Origin of the sequence: Pedobacter faecalis (assembly GCF_030182585.1) — a bacterium.
GTDB lineage: Bacteria > Bacteroidota > Bacteroidia > Sphingobacteriales > Sphingobacteriaceae > Pedobacter > Pedobacter faecalis.
Genome location: NZ_JARXOW010000001.1, coordinates 1296223 through 1313979, shown reverse-complemented (window position 1 = coordinate 1313979; position 17757 = coordinate 1296223). Strand labels below are relative to the sequence as shown.

The 17757-nt window shown below is 46.3% G+C and carries 17 protein-coding genes; 8 read left to right on the top strand and 9 right to left on the bottom strand.

Annotated elements, in window-relative coordinates:
* Positions 1 to 50: 50 nt before the first annotated feature.
* The 3 genes from QEP07_RS05830 to mqnC are packed head-to-tail and all read right to left on the bottom strand — an operon-like array spanning position 51 to position 4901.
* Positions 51 to 3002 carry a sensor histidine kinase gene (locus QEP07_RS05830; RefSeq protein WP_285009046.1) on the bottom strand — a complete coding sequence of 984 codons (2952 nt, stop codon included), beginning with the start codon at positions 3000 to 3002 and terminating at the stop codon, positions 51 to 53.
* On the bottom strand, positions 2989 to 3765 hold the full coding sequence (locus tag QEP07_RS05825; protein ID WP_285009045.1) for a LytR/AlgR family response regulator transcription factor: 777 nt from the start codon (positions 3763 to 3765) through the stop codon (positions 2989 to 2991). Before QEP07_RS05825 ends, QEP07_RS05830 begins: the two co-directional genes overlap by 14 nt.
* Before the next feature lie 11 nt (positions 3766 to 3776).
* Positions 3777 to 4901, bottom strand: coding sequence for a cyclic dehypoxanthinyl futalosine synthase (mqnC, locus tag QEP07_RS05820; protein ID WP_285009044.1), 1125 nt, complete (start codon positions 4899 to 4901; stop codon positions 3777 to 3779).
* A 59-nt stretch (positions 4902 to 4960) separates the two neighbouring features.
* On the opposite strand from mqnC, the gene QEP07_RS05815 reads away from it, so the two are divergent.
* Positions 4961 to 6205 (top strand): M16 family metallopeptidase, encoded by a 1245-nt coding sequence (locus QEP07_RS05815; RefSeq protein ID WP_256004557.1) that lies wholly within the window; start codon positions 4961 to 4963, stop codon positions 6203 to 6205.
* Positions 6198 to 7472, top strand: coding sequence for a M16 family metallopeptidase (locus QEP07_RS05810; RefSeq protein ID WP_285009043.1), 1275 nt, complete (start codon positions 6198 to 6200; stop codon positions 7470 to 7472). The genes QEP07_RS05815 and QEP07_RS05810 overlap by 8 nt, the downstream gene beginning before the upstream one ends.
* A gap of 7 nt (positions 7473 to 7479) precedes the next feature.
* Here the strand turns inward: QEP07_RS05810 and QEP07_RS05805 are convergent, their stop codons facing one another.
* Both QEP07_RS05805 and QEP07_RS05800 read right to left on the bottom strand, forming a co-directional pair.
* Positions 7480 to 9378 carry a glycoside hydrolase family 172 protein gene (locus tag QEP07_RS05805; protein WP_285009042.1) on the bottom strand — a complete coding sequence of 633 codons (1899 nt, stop codon included), beginning with the start codon at positions 9376 to 9378 and terminating at the stop codon, positions 7480 to 7482.
* 75 nt (positions 9379 to 9453) lie between these two features.
* Positions 9454 to 10362, bottom strand: a complete 909-nt coding sequence (locus QEP07_RS05800) for a diacylglycerol/lipid kinase family protein (protein ID WP_285009041.1) — start codon at positions 10360 to 10362, stop codon at positions 9454 to 9456.
* A gap of 81 nt (positions 10363 to 10443) precedes the next feature.
* On the opposite strand from QEP07_RS05800, the gene surE reads away from it, so the two are divergent.
* Together surE and QEP07_RS05790 are read left to right on the top strand one after the other, a co-directional pair.
* Positions 10444 to 11172, top strand: coding sequence for a 5'/3'-nucleotidase SurE (surE, locus tag QEP07_RS05795; protein ID WP_256004568.1), 729 nt, complete (start codon positions 10444 to 10446; stop codon positions 11170 to 11172).
* Positions 11172 to 11456 (top strand): hypothetical protein, encoded by a 285-nt coding sequence (locus tag QEP07_RS05790; RefSeq protein ID WP_256004571.1) that lies wholly within the window; start codon positions 11172 to 11174, stop codon positions 11454 to 11456. The genes surE and QEP07_RS05790 overlap by 1 nt, the downstream gene beginning before the upstream one ends.
* On the opposite strand, the gene QEP07_RS05785 is transcribed toward QEP07_RS05790, so the two are convergent.
* The 3 genes from QEP07_RS05785 to QEP07_RS05775 all read right to left on the bottom strand — a co-directional run bounded on the left by QEP07_RS05785 (position 11437) and on the right by QEP07_RS05775 (position 13240).
* Positions 11437 to 11928, bottom strand: a complete 492-nt coding sequence (locus tag QEP07_RS05785) for a CinA family protein (protein ID WP_285009040.1) — start codon at positions 11926 to 11928, stop codon at positions 11437 to 11439. The genes QEP07_RS05790 and QEP07_RS05785 overlap by 20 nt on opposite strands.
* Before the next feature lie 75 nt (positions 11929 to 12003).
* The gene (locus tag QEP07_RS05780) at positions 12004 to 12429 is read right to left on the bottom strand and encodes an SRPBCC family protein (RefSeq protein WP_285009039.1); all 426 of its coding nucleotides are present in this window, start codon (positions 12427 to 12429) and stop codon (positions 12004 to 12006) included.
* Between the two features lie 94 nt (positions 12430 to 12523).
* Complete coding sequence (locus QEP07_RS05775) at positions 12524 to 13240, bottom strand: GntR family transcriptional regulator (RefSeq protein WP_285009038.1); 717 nt, start codon at positions 13238 to 13240, stop codon at positions 12524 to 12526.
* A gap of 192 nt (positions 13241 to 13432) precedes the next feature.
* On the opposite strand from QEP07_RS05775, the gene QEP07_RS05770 reads away from it, so the two are divergent.
* Genes QEP07_RS05770 through QEP07_RS05755 form a run of 4 tightly spaced genes read left to right on the top strand, consistent with a single transcriptional unit; the run spans position 13433 to position 17016 of the window.
* A complete protein-coding gene (locus tag QEP07_RS05770) occupies positions 13433 to 14272 on the top strand; it encodes a class I fructose-bisphosphate aldolase (RefSeq protein ID WP_285009037.1) in 840 nt (279 codons plus the stop codon).
* Positions 14273 to 14282: 10 nt separating this feature from the next.
* Positions 14283 to 15437 (top strand): Gfo/Idh/MocA family protein, encoded by a 1155-nt coding sequence (locus tag QEP07_RS05765; RefSeq protein WP_285009036.1) that lies wholly within the window; start codon positions 14283 to 14285, stop codon positions 15435 to 15437.
* Positions 15434 to 16006 carry a D-lyxose/D-mannose family sugar isomerase gene (locus QEP07_RS05760; protein WP_285009035.1) on the top strand — a complete coding sequence of 191 codons (573 nt, stop codon included), beginning with the start codon at positions 15434 to 15436 and terminating at the stop codon, positions 16004 to 16006. Before QEP07_RS05765 ends, QEP07_RS05760 begins: the two co-directional genes overlap by 4 nt.
* On the top strand, positions 16003 to 17016 hold the full coding sequence (locus tag QEP07_RS05755; RefSeq protein WP_285009034.1) for a carbohydrate kinase family protein: 1014 nt from the start codon (positions 16003 to 16005) through the stop codon (positions 17014 to 17016). The genes QEP07_RS05760 and QEP07_RS05755 overlap by 4 nt, the downstream gene beginning before the upstream one ends.
* On the opposite strand, the gene QEP07_RS05750 is transcribed toward QEP07_RS05755, so the two are convergent.
* Complete coding sequence (locus tag QEP07_RS05750; protein WP_285009033.1) at positions 17017 to 17688, bottom strand: head GIN domain-containing protein; 672 nt, start codon at positions 17686 to 17688, stop codon at positions 17017 to 17019. It abuts the gene before it with no gap.
* Positions 17689 to 17757: the final 69 nt, after the last annotated feature.

Genomic DNA, 17757 nt, shown 5'->3' with positions numbered 1-17757 from the left:
AGTGTGAATAGTGACTTAGTTAATGGTAGTTAAAATTGAGTAAACGGTAATTAACTAGATAAGGGGATTGAAATAGACACAAAAGTGCCTGTGCTTCCCGCTTGTTTAATATCGATCTGTATCGGATTTGCTTCAACCTCATTCAGCAAATTGATACGCTCTTTTGTAAGCTCCATCCCTTTGCTCTGATGTTGAGCATGCTTTTTATCCCTTATAGAGTTTTCTATTCCTATGCCATCATCGATAATCTTGATCATCAGCCGTCCTTTATCAGGAGCGATATCTATATCAATATTGCCACCGCTTTCTTTTGGCATGATGCCATGCCAAATGGCATTCTCAACGTATGGTTGAAGTATCATGGAAGGAATTGTCGTTTCTTCCTTATCAATACGCTCATCTACATGTATGTGATAGTTTAGCTTGTCACCAAATCGCTTTTTCTCCAGGCTGAGATATAAGTTCAGGTATTCAAGTTCTTCGTCAAGCGTTATAAAACTTTTCGTACATATCTCAAGATTCTTGCGTATAAGACGTGCAAACCCGGTCAAAATTTTATTAGCCGAAGCCGGATCCTTTGTGTTAATGTAGTGCTGAATTGAATTCATTACATTGAAAACGAAATGCGGATTCATCATAGCCTGCAGCGCACGCTGTTCTAACATCAGAATCTTGTTTTTCAAGAGCAGCTGCTCCTGAACCTTGTTTTTCTGCTGTTTTGTAACCACCTGAGCAATCTTATAAAATGCTAATGCTACAATACCTGTAATACACATGAAAAACCACCAGGTCTGCCAAAAGTACTTTTCCATTACGAAGTTGATCCTCGCCGGACTGCTCCATCCGCTATTGTTCGAGCGGGCGCTTAGCTCAAAAGTGTATTCTCCAGGTTCCAGAGATGAAAATTCCAAACGTCTGTTTTTTGTTTCTGTCCAGCTCGCATTAGAGCGTAACCGGTATCTGTATGTGACATTTTTGTTTTGGAAATCAACAGCGCTGTAGTTAAAAGTAAGTGTGTTATTTACTGGCCTGATTGTATGGCTGGCCTTATTCAGTTGCAGCTTTACTTTACCGTTTACTATCGATGTGATGAATACCTTTGGTGCTTCATTAACCGGGACACTCTTGTTTGCAGAAAAATAGACCAGCCCCCAGACCGTTGCGAAATAAGCATACTTGTCATCAATATACATTCCGTTCACACCGTCAGTTAGTAAAGAACTTGTATGTTCAAATGTCTCCACGCTTGCTCGCTGCCCGTCAAGCTTGATTTTATTAATACCGGAATTCGTGACAACCCAAACACTTCTATCGTGTACAAACAGCTTCTTACAGATATTATTCATTAATCCGTCGCGCTGAGTAACGACCTTAATTACCTTCTTATTCTTGAGATAGATTATTCCGTAACCGTCGGTTGCCAGGACCAGAGTGCTGTCTGGCAACTCCTTAATGTCATTGATCCTTCTTGTTAGCAGCGGACTTTTTTCGAAATATTCATGCAGCCGTCCCCCAGAGAAGTGCGACAGCCCATTGATGTTTGATAACCATAAATCTCCCGAGGCGTCATAGAAAACGCAATATGCCCTGTTTTTATAAAACCCCTTGCTTTCGCTGAAAGAACCCGTATCGAATTCGAAATGGTTGATCCTGTCATTCAATACTACCGTTCCTGAGGAAAGTGCCATGGCGAGCTCACGGTTGCTGCCAAGAGAAAAACTTTTAAGCACGAACAGAGCGTCGTTGGTCTCCCGAAGCAACGATATTTTACGCATGCCATGCATATCGGCTACCCTGCCAAGTCCGTATTCGGATGCAAAGTAAACGGATCGATTGGCTGAATCCACGCTAATTTGTTTAATCTGCTTGAACCGGGAAGGATTCGTAACAGGCAGATGCTGCACTTTGAAATTTTTAACGTTAACTATATCAATAGCAGGTTTGTCAAAGCCTAGCCACAGGTTCCCGCGATCGTCTTTTTCGAGGCTTTTTACCACGTCCCCAGCTAGTCCGTGTGACTCGTTAAATATGAACAGGCGCTCATCTACACGGGGTAGCATGTAAACACCGTTGTTGGTGGTAAACCACATATTTTGCCTCGCATCTTCAATTACCTGACTTACGGAGATCTTATCCAGGTATTTTACCGTATTTCCTTTGTCATCCAGGTGGAAAATGCCGGAATTGGTACTGAACCACACATTGCTGCCATCGAAATGAAAATATCCCGGATCTGCCTCCTTCCACTTTTTCTGCAGGTGCATAACAATTCGGCTATTTTGAGATACCTCTACAATCAGCCTATCATCATTGATGTAAGCCAGGCTCTTATCGCGCATGTTTAATGCAGCTTTATAAGAAACCGGGCGCAATTTTCCCGGTATAACCTTAAAACCCTCTCTTGTAAGTAGCCTAGCACAGTTGTTGCTGTAGGCCCAGATTCTGTTCTGGTCGTCCTCGTGGACAAAAGTATTTATGAATTGGCGTTTGGGATTAGCAGAGATAAACTTCCTTATAAGCTTTCCATCCCACATCACCAACATGTTTTTATTCGTGCCAAGCCATATCCGGCCTCTCGAATCCTGAAAGAAAGACACAATAACTGCATTTAGCCTCAGCAGTTTAAGTTGTGGATCACTAGTTTCATTGAATATTCTTCCGTTAAAAAAATAGCTCAGTTGGCCGTTCAATGCAAGGAACCATATTCGGCCCTTATTGTCCTCGCTCAATTGTAAGATCTGGTTATCTGGTAGTCCATCATCTACCGAGAAATTCTCGAATACCTGTCCGTCAAAGCGGCTTACTCCTGCATCTGATGCCACCCAAATGTATCCGTTGCGGTCTTGAATGGTAAAAAAGCAGTTATTGCTAGGCAGTCCTTCCTTCGTAGTGAAATGCTGCAGGTAGGCGGTCTGTGCATGTGTCGCCTCAGGGACCGCGAAAAACGCGAGCAGCCAACACAATGGGATGACCTTTAATGCATGCCGGCTACTTTTCGCCATGAAGGTCAGTATATGATCTTAAACGCTCTGAAAGCTCCGCTGCCCGCCGCCTCGATACGGTGATTTTCTCCCCAGACTTCATAATTGCCTGGTAACCATGCTTGAAGTTAAATTCCTTCAAGTCGTTGAGGTTAATAATGCTGGATTTGTGTATCCGCAGAAATCTGTCGTCTGGCAAAATTTCCTCGTATTCCTTCAGTACCTTGGAAACCGTAATCTGATCCCCGTTCCTTAAATGAAAAACAGAGTAATTACTGTCGGCTTCGATATAAACGATGTCATCGACGTCAATTAGGCTGTAGCCCTGGCCATTCGGCAAGGTGATTTTTGTGATCCCGCTCCTGTCAGCAAGGTTTTCAGCTAGGTTTCCAAGTCGCTTGCCGCGGTCGGAATCTGTTTTATTCGCGGGAATATATCTCATCGCTTTTTCAACCGCCTCCTTCAGCTCATCAATATCGATTGGCTTAAGTAAGTACTCCAGGGCATTGGCCTTAATCGCTTTGAGGGCATACTGATCGTATGCAGTCGTAAAAATTACATGAGCATTGTGCTCGTTGGCAGTGGAAATCAGCTCAAAGCCATTCTCTCCGGGCATCGCAATGTCCAGGAAAATCAAATCTACCTGGTTTTGCGCAAGTAAAATCCGTGCCTCGGCTACCGATTTGGCAATACCCGAAATGTGTATTTGCGGACAATTGTCTTGTAGCAAAAAAAACAGTGATGATCTTGCAAATTCCTCGTCATCTACGATAATGGCATTCAAATCAATATTTGTTAATAAGTGATAACCTGCTCCTCCAGATGCTCCGGCAAATCCCGGTAGTTGTATTTTTGGCCCCGTAGCTGCGGCTCAAATCCTGCTTCCCGGATTGCAGTCTGTATACCGCTTGCTGTAAAGCGATGGGGCGCACCGGCAGCCGATACCACATTCTCTTCAATCATGATAGACCCAAAGTCGTTAGCCCCTGCATGCAGGCAAAGTTGGGCAACTGTTTTTCCAACGGTGAGCCAGGAAGCCTGTATATTTTTTACGTTAGGCAGCATAATCCTGCTTAAAGCCAGCATCCTGATATATTCATCCCCCGACACATTGTTGCTGATCCCTCTTAGTCTTTTCAGCAAGGTTCCGTCATCCTGAAATGGCCATGGTATAAACGCAAGGAACCCGTTTGCATCCGCTGGCTTTTCATGCTGCACCTGCCTGATCCATACCAGATGCTCAAAACGTTCCTCAATCGTTTCCACATGACCAAACATCATCGTGGCTGAGGTGGTAATGTCAAGCTGATGGGCTGCACGCATGACATCCAGCCATTCCTGTCCGCCGCATTTGCCTTTAGAGATAAGTCGCCTTACCCTGTCGTTCAGAATCTCCGCTCCGGCGCCAGGCAGAGAATCCAAGCCTGCCTCTTTTAACGTGCGAAGTACCTCGGTATGCGACTTCCCCTCCAGTTTGGCAACGTGTGCAATCTCTGGCGGGCCTAATGCATGAAGTTTCAGGTCCGGATAAAGCTCCTTAAGTTGTCTGAACAGGTTAGCGTAAAAGTCAAGGCCAAGATCCGGGTGGTGACCGCCCTGCAAAAGCAACTGATCACCGCCTAGTCTGAACGTCTCTTCAATTTTAACCTTATACGTGTCAATATCCGTGATATAACTCTCCTCGTGGCCAGGCCTTCGGAAGAAGTTGCAAAATTTACAGTTTGCGATACAGACATTGGTCGTATTCACATTCCGGTCAATTTGCCAGGTCACTTTGCCATCCGGTACCTGTTTCTTTCTGAGCTCATTGGCCACGAAAGCAAGCTCAGCGGTCGCCGCATGATGATAAAGGTACATACCTTCCTCTATCGTCAGGAAGTCAAAATCGAGAGCCCTTTGCAGCAAATTGGCAGTTTCCATATTACAAATATACCATAAGAGAACTATTTTATCTATGTTTGGACCTATTAACTTATTCTATGGTAGATTTTAACCGGTTCACTTTATCCAATGGGCTTCGCGTTCTTGTACACGAAGATAACACAACCCCAATGGCTGTTTTAAATATTTTGTACGATGTCGGCGCCAGGGATGAGGAGGAAGGTAAAACGGGTTTCGCGCATCTGTTCGAACACCTTATGTTCGGCGGCTCCGTCAATATCCCGGTTTATGATGAGCCTTTGCAACGTGTTGGCGGAGAAAATAACGCATTTACAAGCAACGACATTACCAACTATTACATTACCCTTCCTGCCGCGAATCTCGAAACAGCCTTCTGGCTGGAAAGCGATCGCATGCTTAGCCTGGCCTTTTCGGAGAAAAGTCTCGAAACACAAAGAAATGTGGTATGCGAAGAATTTAAGCAACGTTATCTGAATCAGCCCTACGGCGATGTATGGCTTAAACTCCGGCCATTAGCATACAAAACACATCCATACCGCTGGGCAACAATTGGTCAGGATCTTGAACAGATAGAGACCGCCAAAATGGAAGATGTAAAGGCCTTTTTCAATAAGCATTACAGCCCAGCCAATGCCATCATGGTTGTTGGGGGCAATGTCAATACCAACGAGGTATTAGCTTTGGCCGAGAAATGGTTTGCGCCAATTCCCTCAGGTACGCGCTATGAGCGAAATCTGCCTTCGGAAGCGCCGCAGACCGAGGTTCGACGGGAAACGACGTATGCAGAAGTGCCTCTTGACGCTATTTATATGGCCTTTAAGATGCCCCCGCGCAGCCACCCCGAGTATCAGACCTATGATCTGATGTCCGACATCCTTTCGCAGGGTCAGTCGTCCAGGTTATATAACAGTTTGCTCAAAGATCAACAGTTGTTTAGCGATATACACGCATATATTACCAGCAGTATAGATGAGGGACTGTTTATCGTAGAAGGGAAGTTGGTTAAGGGAGTTCCGATCCGGACAGCAGAACAAGCTATATGGACAGAACTTAAAAAACTCCGGCATCATGAGGTATCCGAACAAGAGCTCACCAAAGTAAAAAATAAATCAGAATCCATAATGATGTTTGCGGAAATGAGTTTGCTCGACAAGGCCATGAATTTGGCTTACTACGAACTGCTCGGCGATGCGGATCTCCTCAATACGGAGATTGAAAGATATCTCGGTGTTACGTCCAAGCGCATACAGGAAGCTGCAAATGCAACCTTCACAGAGGAAAAATGTTCTATTCTATATTACTTAACTACTGATCATGCTTAACAGGACGCTGGCACCCGAGTCGAAAATGGTCGACGACATTACATTTTTTGAACCTGTAAGGCATGAGCTTGACAATGGCATCCCTGTATTCATAATCAATGCTGGTCAGCAGGAACTGGTGCGAATTGAGTTCATCTTTAACAATGTAAACTGGAATCCATCAAGGCCACTTCAGGCTGCCGCGGTCAGCCAGTTGATCAATAATGGTACCCACGAGCTTAGCGCTAAAGAAATCGCTGATCATGTAGACTACTATGGCGCTTTCCTTCAAACTGAATATGGAGCTGATCATTCCAGTGTAAAACTGTATACGCTCAACAAACACCTGCAAAATGTGTTACCTGTGATCTTTTCCATCTTAAACGAAAGTGATTTCTCCGACCATGAGCTCAGCATATACACACAAAACCAAAAACAATCATTACAGGTCAATCTTCAGAAGAACGACTTTCTTGCCCGGAAGGCATTCGCAAATGAATTGTTCGGCCAAACTGCATATGGTGCAGGTATCGAACCAGAGGATTACGACCGGCTAACCAGATCGCAACTGCTTGAGTATTTCCATGCCGCATATACTCCCTGGAATTGTACTGTGATAGCGGCGGGCAGGTTTACCGGCAGCGAACTGGCCGTGTTGAACAATATCTTTGGAAAGCCCTGGGTTAATCAAGGTCCGACAACTGTTAACAAGTTCACTTTTGATATGCCTCAAGGCCGAGAAGTCCTTATCGATCGGCCCGATGCCTTGCAATCGGCCATCCGGATGGGTACGATAGCCATCAACCGTCAACATCCGGATTTTCCGGGACTGCAAGTGCTCAATTGCGTACTGGGTGGGTATTTTGGGTCGCGGCTCATGGCCAATATCCGCGAAGATAAAGGCTACACCTACGGAATAGGGTCTGCTGTAGCCTCAATGAAAGATGCCGGATACTTTTTTCTGGCTACAGAGGTAGGTACAGAGGTATGCACATCGGCCATGGATGAAATTGAGAAAGAGATATTGATTTTGCAGCAGGACGTTATACCCGTACAAGAGCTCGACCTTGTGCGTAACTACATGCTTGGATCAATGTTAGGAAGCCTCGAAAATGCCTTTTCTCATGCAGATAAATTTAAAAACATCTATTTCGCCGGCTTGGGGTACGACTATTACGAACGTTATATCAACACTATAAAAACAATAGAAGCTGCCGAACTTCGGCAGCTTGCGAACACATATCTTGATACACAGCAATTTACGAAGGTAATTGCGGGAAAGAAGTAGTCGCCGACTACTTCTTTTCTTTTACCAATATCAGCCTGTTCAAATTTACTATTGATCTTCGATCATCACGTTTAAAGTGCAGTGTGATCGCATTTTTAAAGTCATCCAGATCAATGTCACACACATAGACATTCTTCAGATCTTCTCTTTTATCTGAGTAGAACGAGAAAGCCTCAGCAGCCAGTTTCTGTCTTTGCCAAATAGAAACAGTTGCGCCATCGGGCGATTTAACTATATCCATGTACAACTTGTAATGTCCTTTTGGCAACTCACTCAAATCCATTTTCACCTGTCCGCCTGTTGTCGAGTGCAACACACTCCCATCGATTTTTACAGCGCCCGAGATACTGTATTTTGTAAGTTGCGGATATACCGTCATCGTATCAGGAATGTAAACCCTAACAAGGTCGCCAACCGGTTCCGCCTGGTTTTGCGTAATCATCTTGTCTGCATAGTAAAAAGCAACCGAAGTATAATCGCCCCGTTTGTTGTTGTTTTCAGGGCCGTGCTCCATGGTATGCAGTATTTGCTTGTTGAACGGAATCTTGTCGCCAATAAACAGTCTGTAGCCGCCGGTTCTTGCAAATGTCAGCGAATAATCGAGAGCACCGTGTAGCGGAAGGCTCATCTTAGTGTCCCATCTGTCGAGCAGTGCATACCAGCCACCATTGAAATAATCCTCAGATCCGGTACCATGCATCCTGAGTTCACCATCAACCGTCATCACGTCATCGCCCTCAAAAAATAAGGTCATACCAGGCTCCAGACCTTGCGCCTGCAGTAGCGTTCCAACATAATGCCCTCTACCTTTTCCTTCAAGAAACAGGTGAGGTTTTCCAGCTTCAGTAACCTTATCCGCATGCCAAAAACTGTAAAATTTACCTTCGGTTTTGGGGTCGTATTTCTCATTGTTCACGAAGATATCTGCTTCAACCTGTATTGGTTTGGTCTCACCGTCCTCATGATAAATCAACTCTATTTTTGCCTTATTTTCAAACGGCATAGGGAAATAGCAATAATTGACGTTTGCGGCTGTTCCGAGCAAGAGGCTTTGCATCGACTCACGGCCATAGGCGTAGCCGAAGAAATCTGCAAGAGGCATATACACCGCCGGGGCCTCATCATCCCAGGTCATTTTTATCGAGACCAGCTTGTTCAAACCTCTGAACGCTTCAGCGTTGCCGATACGCATACCAGTGATGCGACCTGAATGATTCAGATCCGCCAGCGTAACCGATTTTCCTGGCATTAAGACTGTAGAAACATGTATGGGTGTTGTTCCGATCGGCCTCGGATTTTCCCACGATTTTTTCAAAGCCTCCAAAGCAGGTTTGGCGTTTAAGGCCACCTGAGCACTGAAGGTTTCTACGTTGGCATTGTTTGGATAAATCCTGTATTGAATCTGATAGAACTGAAGCTGCTTGCCACGAAAGACAATCTTACATCCATTTCTGTAGGATATAGGCAGATAACAAAAGAATCCCCCGAGTTCATTTCCGGTAAGCGGCGCTACAAAGGGAAAAACCTTTCCGGAAAAAAGATCAGAGAACTTAATTGAATAAGAGGGCTTAGTCGACCCATCGAAATAAAAATCAAGGATATCATCTGTTGGGGTTGGAGTCCAGATGCGATTAATTACCCCTTTTCCCCTGGCCTCAAAAATGACCAGCGAACTGTCTTTCTCTTTTCGGATGAATGAATACTTTCCGCTAAAGCCGTCATCATTGTTGCCGGTCCGGTCATACGACGAGAACTGATGAACAGTTGTGTTGCTCAGATACTTAGGCAGGTCGGCAATAGCGGCTAGTTTGCCCAGTTCCGTCTCCAGGGATACTCGTGTTTTCTGAGCTTTAGTCAGAACGCCACTAAATAAAATAAAAATAAAAAAGTAAAGTTTTCTCATCATTTGTGCGTGGTTAGAACTCTAAAATAGGAATTAAGCGCTAATTCTCACACAAGAATCCGATATTTCGCCAACTCGTCAGTCCGCAGTTACGATCTCTATCAGACTGTCAAGAAGAAAGACATCAAACTTTGCAGGATCTGAAGCTTCAAATATCTCGTCGTCGATATGCACATCTTTGCCTGCCCATTCTACCTGTAGTTTCTTAGCCCGTATAGATTTGAAAGGAAAAACGGGATTTTTCGATGCGCATTTGTCTGATATATATTTCTCAAGCTGAGGGCGTTCCTCCTCATTGACAACAACAACGTCAAAGTATCCGTCACCAGGATCGGCATCTAGGCTCAGCGTTAGCCGTGGCCCCAAACTGGAGATATTCATAACCTCGATCCACAGTGCCCTTCCGGTAAGTTGCTGCCCGTCCATATTCAAATTGTACGAGACAGGTTCATATGTTTGGGCGATCCTTAAAGCCTCTTTGAGCGCGAAGGCAAATTCCTGCTCGGGAGTTTTGATCCCGCTGGTATCTGTTTCCTTTAGATCGTTCATCAACCTGGTAAAAATCCCGAAACCAAAGGCTTCAATAAAATAGGCCGTTTTTGCGTTGCCCGTAATCTGGCCCACATCGTACTTCTTCAAATGTCCATTCGTCCACGAAGATATATTGCTCACATTGTCCTGAGGTATGCCGAGCGAGGTTGCGATATTATTTGCCGTCCCAAAAGGCAGTAGGGCTATTGGGCGTTTATATTTCAGTTTTTGGTCGAGCAGATTCATGATTGTTCTCCTGATTGTTCCATCACCGCCGGCTATGGCAATGAAATCTGTAGCCGGATCAATACGCTCAAGCATTAGTTCTTTTGACGTGGAGTAGGCGCACTTATAGCCATGTTCCTCAATGAGCGATATAATGTGATCTTTTGAATATTCACCCTCTCCTGCATTAGGGTTATGGATAAGATGGACGAGCCTGGCTGTTTTTTTCATATTCACTGAACAATATCAGGTCATCAAGGTTTTAAACATAAATAAGTTATTTAAAATAGCACTGAAGTATACAAACAGCTTATGAAGATCCTTATCACCAACGACGACGGTATATATAGTCCGGGTATTTCTGCGCTCGCAAAAGTGGCGCTCGGCTTTGGAGAAGTGCGCGTTGTAGCGCCCGATGTAGAACAGTCATCCATGGGACATGCTATAACCCATTCAAGGCCACTTACAATCAAAAAATCGCCTGTTAATTTTCCTGGAATCCAGGCGTATCGGGTCAACGGTACTCCGGCAGATTGTGCTGCCCTTGGCCTGCACATATTTCCGGACACCGATGTCGTGCTCTCCGGAATCAATATGGGGCCAAATCTTGGAAATTCCATGTGGCATTCAGGTACACTCGCCGCGGCTAAGCAGGCGGTACTTTTAGGTGTCAAAGCTATTGCACTAAGTACGCCTGTAGAAAATACAGAGCCTGACTTTGAACTTTTGGCGCCTTTCGTCGAACAGTCGCTCGACCTGTTGTTGAAAGACACTGCTTTAGGGCTGTACAACGTCAATTATCCGCCAAAGCCGCAGGGCTTAAAATGGACCAGGCAGTCGGTAAGGTTATATGACGGCCGCGTTGAACCTGGCCAGGATCCAATGGGCAGGAAACACTATTGGATTACCGTTACACCGCTCGAAGCTGCCGAAGAGGGAACAGACCGCTGGGCGGTTGAAAATAGTTTCGTGTCCATAACCCCCCTGAGGCTCGATCTTACTAATGAAACAGAGTTGACACAAAAAAAAGCAAAGAAATAATGGATCCATTTAACATCATCGTCGAACTGGATGGGAAGAAAATCGACCTCAACATCCATCCGCAGGAAGAGGGGAGTTATAAAATTGTTTATCATGGTGCACTTGTTGGCGAGGTTTATATGAGCAGCGACGGAGAAAGCTGGAAGGCTTACTCCGCCGACGATATAGACGCAGCCGGATACCCGATATATGAGTTCGACGAAACCTCAGGGCATGCCAATATACTTTTGGAAGGTAATATTGTACAGGAGATTGGCCAACAGATCAGGCAAAACGTGAACTGAGATGTTCATACAGCAGTTCTGCCGTGCGTATCACCGTAGAAACGACGATTTGCTCCTGCTCGCCGGTAAATACAATGCGTTCCTGAAATAAATGTTCCGATCTCAACATCGCATGGATGAACATCGTGCCCACCGGCTTTTCCAGGGTTTCGCTGCCACCCGATGTCGTTAACCCGGTGATGCCTACATGAATGTCGGCTTCAATTAGCGAAGCAAGTCCTTTTGCTATGGCTTCCGTTACCTCGGCAGACTCCGGTGTAAATTTCTGTACCAGTTCATCCGGAACCTTCAGTAATTCTTCTTTGATGCAGGCGTCGTAACACGCAAGCCCGCCTTTTAAAAACTTGCCGGCATTTCCCGCAAGCGCGAATTCCGATGTAAGCCTGCCAGCCGTGGCACTTTCCGCAAATGCAATGGTAAGTCCCTTGTCAATTAGTAGTTCCGTACAGGCCGTAACAATTGCATTCTCCATCGTCGTTAAATCTAGTTTACAGCTTATAAACTATTTTACCGGCCAAAAAGTTCGGGACAAGACACTACATTAGACCTAATGATTTTCCGCGTACTTTTTGAAATTGTCTAAAATCGCCTGCCAGCCAGCGCGTTGCATATCAACCGGATGCTCGTTTTCAGCGTCAAAAGTTTCCACAATTTGGACGCCGGCCGGGCTTTCAGTAAAACTTACACTAACTTTTCTTCCATCAGGCATTTCATATCCTATGAGGCGGTGTTCTTCCAGATCTGTATAAGTGCCTTCAAAATCGAAACTCATACTGCCGTCTTTTGCAGCCATGGTCGACCGGAATTTGCCGCCCTTACGTAAGTCGGCTTCCGTGAAAGGCGTATGCCAATCGTCCGATGCGTTATTCCATTGCATAATATGGGTCGGACTGGTCCACATATCCCATACCCTACCAAGTGCTGCGGCCACCGTGGCTTGCACAGTAACCTGAATTTTGTCTTTAGATTCCATCCTACAATAATTGTTATATTCAGCAAATATACACGCCGCTACTTTGCAGCCCAATGGTGAGGGGCGACAAATAAGGGGTGCAATCGCGAACAGGTTAAAAGTAATCCTGCAAAAAATACGTTTCCGTATTGCAGTATAGCGAAGAATATATATTTAAGCTGTTCACGTTTGTCTGCAGCCGTCTTTTCATATGTACCAGAGGGTGACTGGTTTTAACCTGTAGCAGCTGACTGATTTGCTTATCGCCGTTTATGGCCCATATTTTCTGATCACCTTCCTTTACCTTAATAAAATAGAATTCTTCCAGCGTTTTAAATAATGATTGATTCTCCAGGTTGCGGCTTGTAAACCTAGGTAAATGATGATCTGTGATGTAAGTCTCCTCGTAAAGAACCGGTTTCTGATCAAGGAAACGCAACCGTGTAAAGTAAATACAGCCCGATGAGATTTCCTGAATATCCAGTTCATAAAAGAAGTCGGCAGGCCATGGGAGTTTTACAGGCTTCTGAAGAATATTCGTAGTAAGTGAGCGGTTGCCCACACTAGCTGTTACACCCCGGAGCGATAAAATACCGAGCCCGTTTTTGGGTTCAGACACAATACTGCCTTTTCCGTGCCTGCGCGTAATGTGACCGGACGCCGTGAGCGCCGCTAAGGCTTGGCGGATGGTGGGGCGTGTAGTCGAATAGTGCTTGCTGAGATCATTTTCTGAGGGTATCAGGTCACCCTTTTTATAGTCACCTTTTTCTATAGCTTGCTTGAGTTCTTCTATTATCTTTTGGTATAAAGGCGTTAAATCTTTTCTGTCCATGAAACGGGATATACTGGTTGCCCATAAAGTTACAATTATCCTTTAATAATACGGATCTCTCTAAAAAATGGAATCTTGTATATACAAGTTGTTTTCTTTTTGTATATTGCTTATGCTTTAACCGTATGAACGTTTCGGGGCATTGGGGTCTTTATGGCTGCAAGTTCAGGTCTCCGATCATCTAAAATTAAAATGATACAATACCGATTAAACAGATTATTCAATAGTAAGTCAGGCAACTGCTTCGATGTTGCCATCGACCATGGATTTTTCAATGAGGCAGCATTTTTACAGGGCATTGAAAACATCAGTTCAGCCGTGAATACCCTGGTCGATGCAGGGCCCGACGCCATCCAGTTAACTGTCGGACAGGCACACTACCTTCAGTCTATCGCAGGCAGGCAAAAGCCGTCCTTGGTATTGCGTACCGACGTGGCCAATGTATATGGCAGGGAATTGCCACGAGCCTTGTTCAGTCGCATGATCGACCAGCCTGTGGAGCAAGCTCTCCGGCTCGATGCAGCCTGTGTGGTAGTCAATCTTTTCGCAATACCCGGTCAGCCCGAGGTTACCGATCAGTGCGTTACAAACATTTTGAGGATTAAACCTCTTTGTGAACAATACGGTATGCCCCTGATGATCGAGCCCCTTGTTTTCCGGCCCAACAGCGAAGCAGGCGGGTATATGGTCGACGGTGACCCAAATAAAATCGTGCCGCTGGTGCGGCAAGGGGTCGAACTTGGTGCCGATATCATTAAGGCCGATCCGACCGACGACGTACACGAGTATTTTAGGGTTGTCGAGACCGCCGGAAGAATTCCTGTGCTCGTGAGGGGTGGCGGCAAGGCGGCCGACCGGGACATCCTGGAGCGAACTTACCAGCTTATGCAGCAGGGCGTCAGGGGTATTGTTTACGGAAGAAATGTGATCCAGCATGCAAACCCTGCGGGCATGACCCAGGCGTTAATGGCCATCGTACATGATGGCGCACTTCCGCAAGATGTGTACAGCCTGATCACCAATCAAAACTAATTGTCCCTTTATGAAGCGGATTAACATAGGTATTATTGGCGGGGGACTCATGGGAAAGGAAGCCGCCGGTGCTTTCGGACGCTGGTTCACACTTAACAACTTTCCTGTTCGGGTTGCGCTTACCGCCGTCTGCGATTTGAATGAGCAGGTGCTTGCCTGGTATAAGGCTGTTCCGGGTGTCGAACTTCTTACTACAGACTATCGGGAATTGCTCGAACATCCAGGTGTCGACATTGTATATGTGGCGCTTCCGCATCACCTTCACAGGCAGGTATACATCGATGTGCTGGCGGCGGGCAAAGATCTTCTTGCCGAGAAACCGTTCGGAATAGATCTTGAAGCTGCAGTCGAGATAAGGAAAGCAGCAGAATCATACGGACGGTTTGTGCGCTGCTCTTCTGAAATGCCCTTTTTGCCCGGTCCACAGCGTGTCATAGAAGAAGTGACCTCCGGTCGCCTCGGAAAGATCATTGAAATCAAAGCTGGCTTTCTGCATTCCAGTGATCTGGATCCAACGAAACCGATCAACTGGAAACGCCAGGTGCAATATTGCGGCGAGATAGGTGTGATGGGCGATCTTGGTATGCATGTCTTACATGTGCCTTTGCGTCTGGGCTGGAAACCAGTCACCATCTACGCGCAGTTGCAGGGTATCATTACAGAGCGGCCTGATGGGGCAGGGGGTGTTGCAGCGTGCGATACTTGGAACAATGCCACACTCTCTGCCAGCGTAGAAATAGACGGGAATCTGGTGCCAATGAGCCTCGAAACCAAACGTATTGCTCCTGGCGAGACCAATACCTGGTATATCGAAGTGCTTGGTACGGCAGGCGGTGTAAAGTATAGCACCAAAAATACCAAGACTTTATGGACCTTTAGGGCCGACAAAAGCGGCCAGCAATGGCAGCAAACCGATCTTGGATTTAAGGGAATTCCCTTTCCAACAGTAACCGGCGCGATATTCGAGCCGGGTTTTTCGGATTGCTTTATGCAGATGCTCGCGGCCTATGTAGCCGAAAGAGAGGGACGTCTGGAAGGCAGGTTCGGATGTGTGACGCCCGATGAGGCGGTGGCAAGTCACCAGGTGTTTCTCGCCGCTCTTCGTTCGCATAAGAAGAATACGGTAGAACACGTGACATATGACCAGCAAATGCAACAAGTATGAAAAGATCAGAAATTAATAACACCATAAAGCACGCTACCGCTTTTTTTAAGCATCACGGATGGGCGCTGCCGCCGGAACCGAGATGGGACGTAACCGACTTTGGTTTAGCCGATTTTCTAAAATGCGGACTGGCTTTGGTAAACCTGGCCGAAGAGGAGGAATACTGTGAAAAGTTGATGTATGCACAGAAGAATCAGGTAACCCCGGCCCATACGCACCTAAAGAAGAAGGAAGACATTATCTGCCGCACGGGAGTTCTTATCGTACAGCTCTGGCGTAATGATCCGCGACAAGACAGTGGGTCCGGTGTAATGCAGGTTAAGGTGAACGGCCAAATGCGAGATCTTCAGTCGGGTGATAAGCTGTCACTGAGATCGGGCGAACGGGTCACTATTTTGCCTGGCATATGGCATGAGTTCTACCCTGAATCAGATGAATGCATCATCGGAGAAGTTTCTACGGCAAATGATGATATTAACGACAATTTCTTCACCGATAGCAGGATCGGGCGTTTTTCGGAGATCGATGAAGACGAACCTGCGATCTTAAAATTACTTAGCGACAAATGATCAGGCAAGGCATTCTCGTAGCCGGCAACTGGATCATTGATAAGGTTAAGCTTATCGATGTCTATCCGGAAGAGGAAAAGCTGGTCAATATATCTTCCGAACATAACAGCAACGGCGGTTCGGCGTACAACGTTTTAATGGCGCTTGTTAAACTGGGCTCAAGTTTTCCCCTTTCGGCGCTCGGACTCGTGGGCGCCGACCCGCGTGGTGAACAGATCGTCGAGCATTGCCGGCGATTGCAGATCGATACGCGCCAGCTCCGGACAATGCCCGGGGCTCATACCTCCTACACAGACGTAATGACGGTCGCCGGTACTGGAAAAAGAACGTTTTTTCATCAGCGCGGGGCCAACGCACAGCTCGATATTGAGCACTTTAACTTTGAAGTTTCAAACGCCCGTATCTTCCATCTTGGATACCTTCTTCTGCTCGATCAGCTCGATAAAATTGAAGATAACGGCGTCACCCGTGCTTCAAAGGTTTTTGGAGCGGCGCGCAGCAAAGGATTCGTCACCTCAGCCGATATCGTAAGCGAGCGGTCGGACAGGTTTAGAAGTGTGGTGCCATCCGCACTACCACATATCGACTATCTCTTCGTCAATGAGTTTGAAGCATGTAAGATCACGGGGATACAAACCACTGATGAATCTGGTCAGGCCATAAAAGCACAATGTTTTCAGGCTGCGGAAAAGATCATCGGCATGGGCGTAAAGCAGTGGGTATTGCTTCATTTCCCGGAGGGTGTAACTGCGGTAAGCGCTTCGGGAGAAAAGCTTTTCCAGCCATCCGTTAACCTGCCCGCCTCACAAATCGCTGGGGCAGTAGGGGCAGGCGACGCTTTTGCAGCGGGTGTACTGATGGGTGTGCATGAAGGCTGGCCTATGGAGCACTGCCTTAAATTAGGGATATGCGCAGCCGCTTCAAGTCTTTTTCACGCAACTTCGTCAGATGGTATCATCTCCAAGGAAGAATGCCTGAAGCTGCCGGCCAAATATGGTCTGCGCGACTAATTACATCTTTTCTACGCTGCCTTTGCCAAACACTTTTTGCTCGATGTTGGGGTTTCCTGCGTAATAAACCATGCCCGAGCCACTGATCAGCGCCTTGATCGTGTCGCTCACATGCGCATACACCGAGCCAGATCCGCTAATGCGTGCGTTTAAATCTGATGCATTTCCAGTCAGACGTATAGTTCCTGACCCGCTCAGCGTAGCTGTAACCTTATCTGCATCAACTTCGGCTTCTATGGTGCCCGACCCGCTTAACGAAGTCGCGAGTTCAGCAGCGTGCACAGCGCCCTTCACAGTCAGACTCCCATTTCCACTCACCGTTAGGCTGGTTAGCGTTTTTGCCGTCACATGAGCAATGATCTTTTTGCCCTCATATTTTTTTGCCCAGCTTTTTATGCTGATGTCTGGCCTTACCACAAGCAAACTTCCCTGAACTTCTCCGCTTAGCGAAGAAATCGCATCCGCATCGCCTTCAAAGCGGATGCTTTCCGTGTCACCCATCGTGACAATCACCGTTATCGGCCCGGTTGCGACAATCCCTTTAAAGCTTTTAAGGTTGGTCTGAACGCCAGAAACAGGCGATACGAGAACAGGCTGGTCTTTTTCAGAAGCACGCACACCCTGATTCAGGGCAGACACAATCACCGCGAAGAAAAATAATCTTTTAATCATATGCATTAGACGACTGCAGACGCGAAAAGTTGCATCAGCCAGCGAATTTATTTTTATATATTGCAAACC

What these genes read in the sequence shown, in the direction of transcription:
- QEP07_RS05765 (WP_285009036.1), top strand. Translation starts at nt 14,283, where the DNA reads ATGAAGCGGATTAACATAGGTATTATTGGCGGGGGACTCATGGGAAAG.
- mqnC (WP_285009044.1), bottom strand. Translation starts at nt 4,901, where the DNA reads ATGGAAACTGCCAATTTGCTGCAAAGGGCTCTCGATTTTGACTTCCTG.
- QEP07_RS05785 (WP_285009040.1), bottom strand. Translation starts at nt 11,928, where the DNA reads ATGGAGAATGCAATTGTTACGGCCTGTACGGAACTACTAATTGACAAG.
- QEP07_RS05810 (WP_285009043.1), top strand. Translation starts at nt 6,198, where the DNA reads ATGCTTAACAGGACGCTGGCACCCGAGTCGAAAATGGTCGACGACATT.
- QEP07_RS05770 (WP_285009037.1), top strand. Translation starts at nt 13,433, where the DNA reads ATGATACAATACCGATTAAACAGATTATTCAATAGTAAGTCAGGCAAC.
- QEP07_RS05760 (WP_285009035.1), top strand. Translation starts at nt 15,434, where the DNA reads ATGAAAAGATCAGAAATTAATAACACCATAAAGCACGCTACCGCTTTT.
- QEP07_RS05780 (WP_285009039.1), bottom strand. Translation starts at nt 12,429, where the DNA reads ATGGAATCTAAAGACAAAATTCAGGTTACTGTGCAAGCCACGGTGGCC.
- QEP07_RS05815 (WP_256004557.1), top strand. Translation starts at nt 4,961, where the DNA reads ATGGTAGATTTTAACCGGTTCACTTTATCCAATGGGCTTCGCGTTCTT.
- QEP07_RS05755 (WP_285009034.1), top strand. Translation starts at nt 16,003, where the DNA reads ATGATCAGGCAAGGCATTCTCGTAGCCGGCAACTGGATCATTGATAAG.
- QEP07_RS05805 (WP_285009042.1), bottom strand. Translation starts at nt 9,378, where the DNA reads ATGATGAGAAAACTTTACTTTTTTATTTTTATTTTATTTAGTGGCGTT.
- surE (WP_256004568.1), top strand. Translation starts at nt 10,444, where the DNA reads ATGAAGATCCTTATCACCAACGACGACGGTATATATAGTCCGGGTATT.
- QEP07_RS05790 (WP_256004571.1), top strand. Translation starts at nt 11,172, where the DNA reads ATGGATCCATTTAACATCATCGTCGAACTGGATGGGAAGAAAATCGAC.
- QEP07_RS05750 (WP_285009033.1), bottom strand. Translation starts at nt 17,688, where the DNA reads ATGATTAAAAGATTATTTTTCTTCGCGGTGATTGTGTCTGCCCTGAAT.
- QEP07_RS05830 (WP_285009046.1), bottom strand. Translation starts at nt 3,002, where the DNA reads ATGGCGAAAAGTAGCCGGCATGCATTAAAGGTCATCCCATTGTGTTGG.
- QEP07_RS05800 (WP_285009041.1), bottom strand. Translation starts at nt 10,362, where the DNA reads ATGAAAAAAACAGCCAGGCTCGTCCATCTTATCCATAACCCTAATGCA.
- QEP07_RS05775 (WP_285009038.1), bottom strand. Translation starts at nt 13,240, where the DNA reads ATGGACAGAAAAGATTTAACGCCTTTATACCAAAAGATAATAGAAGAA.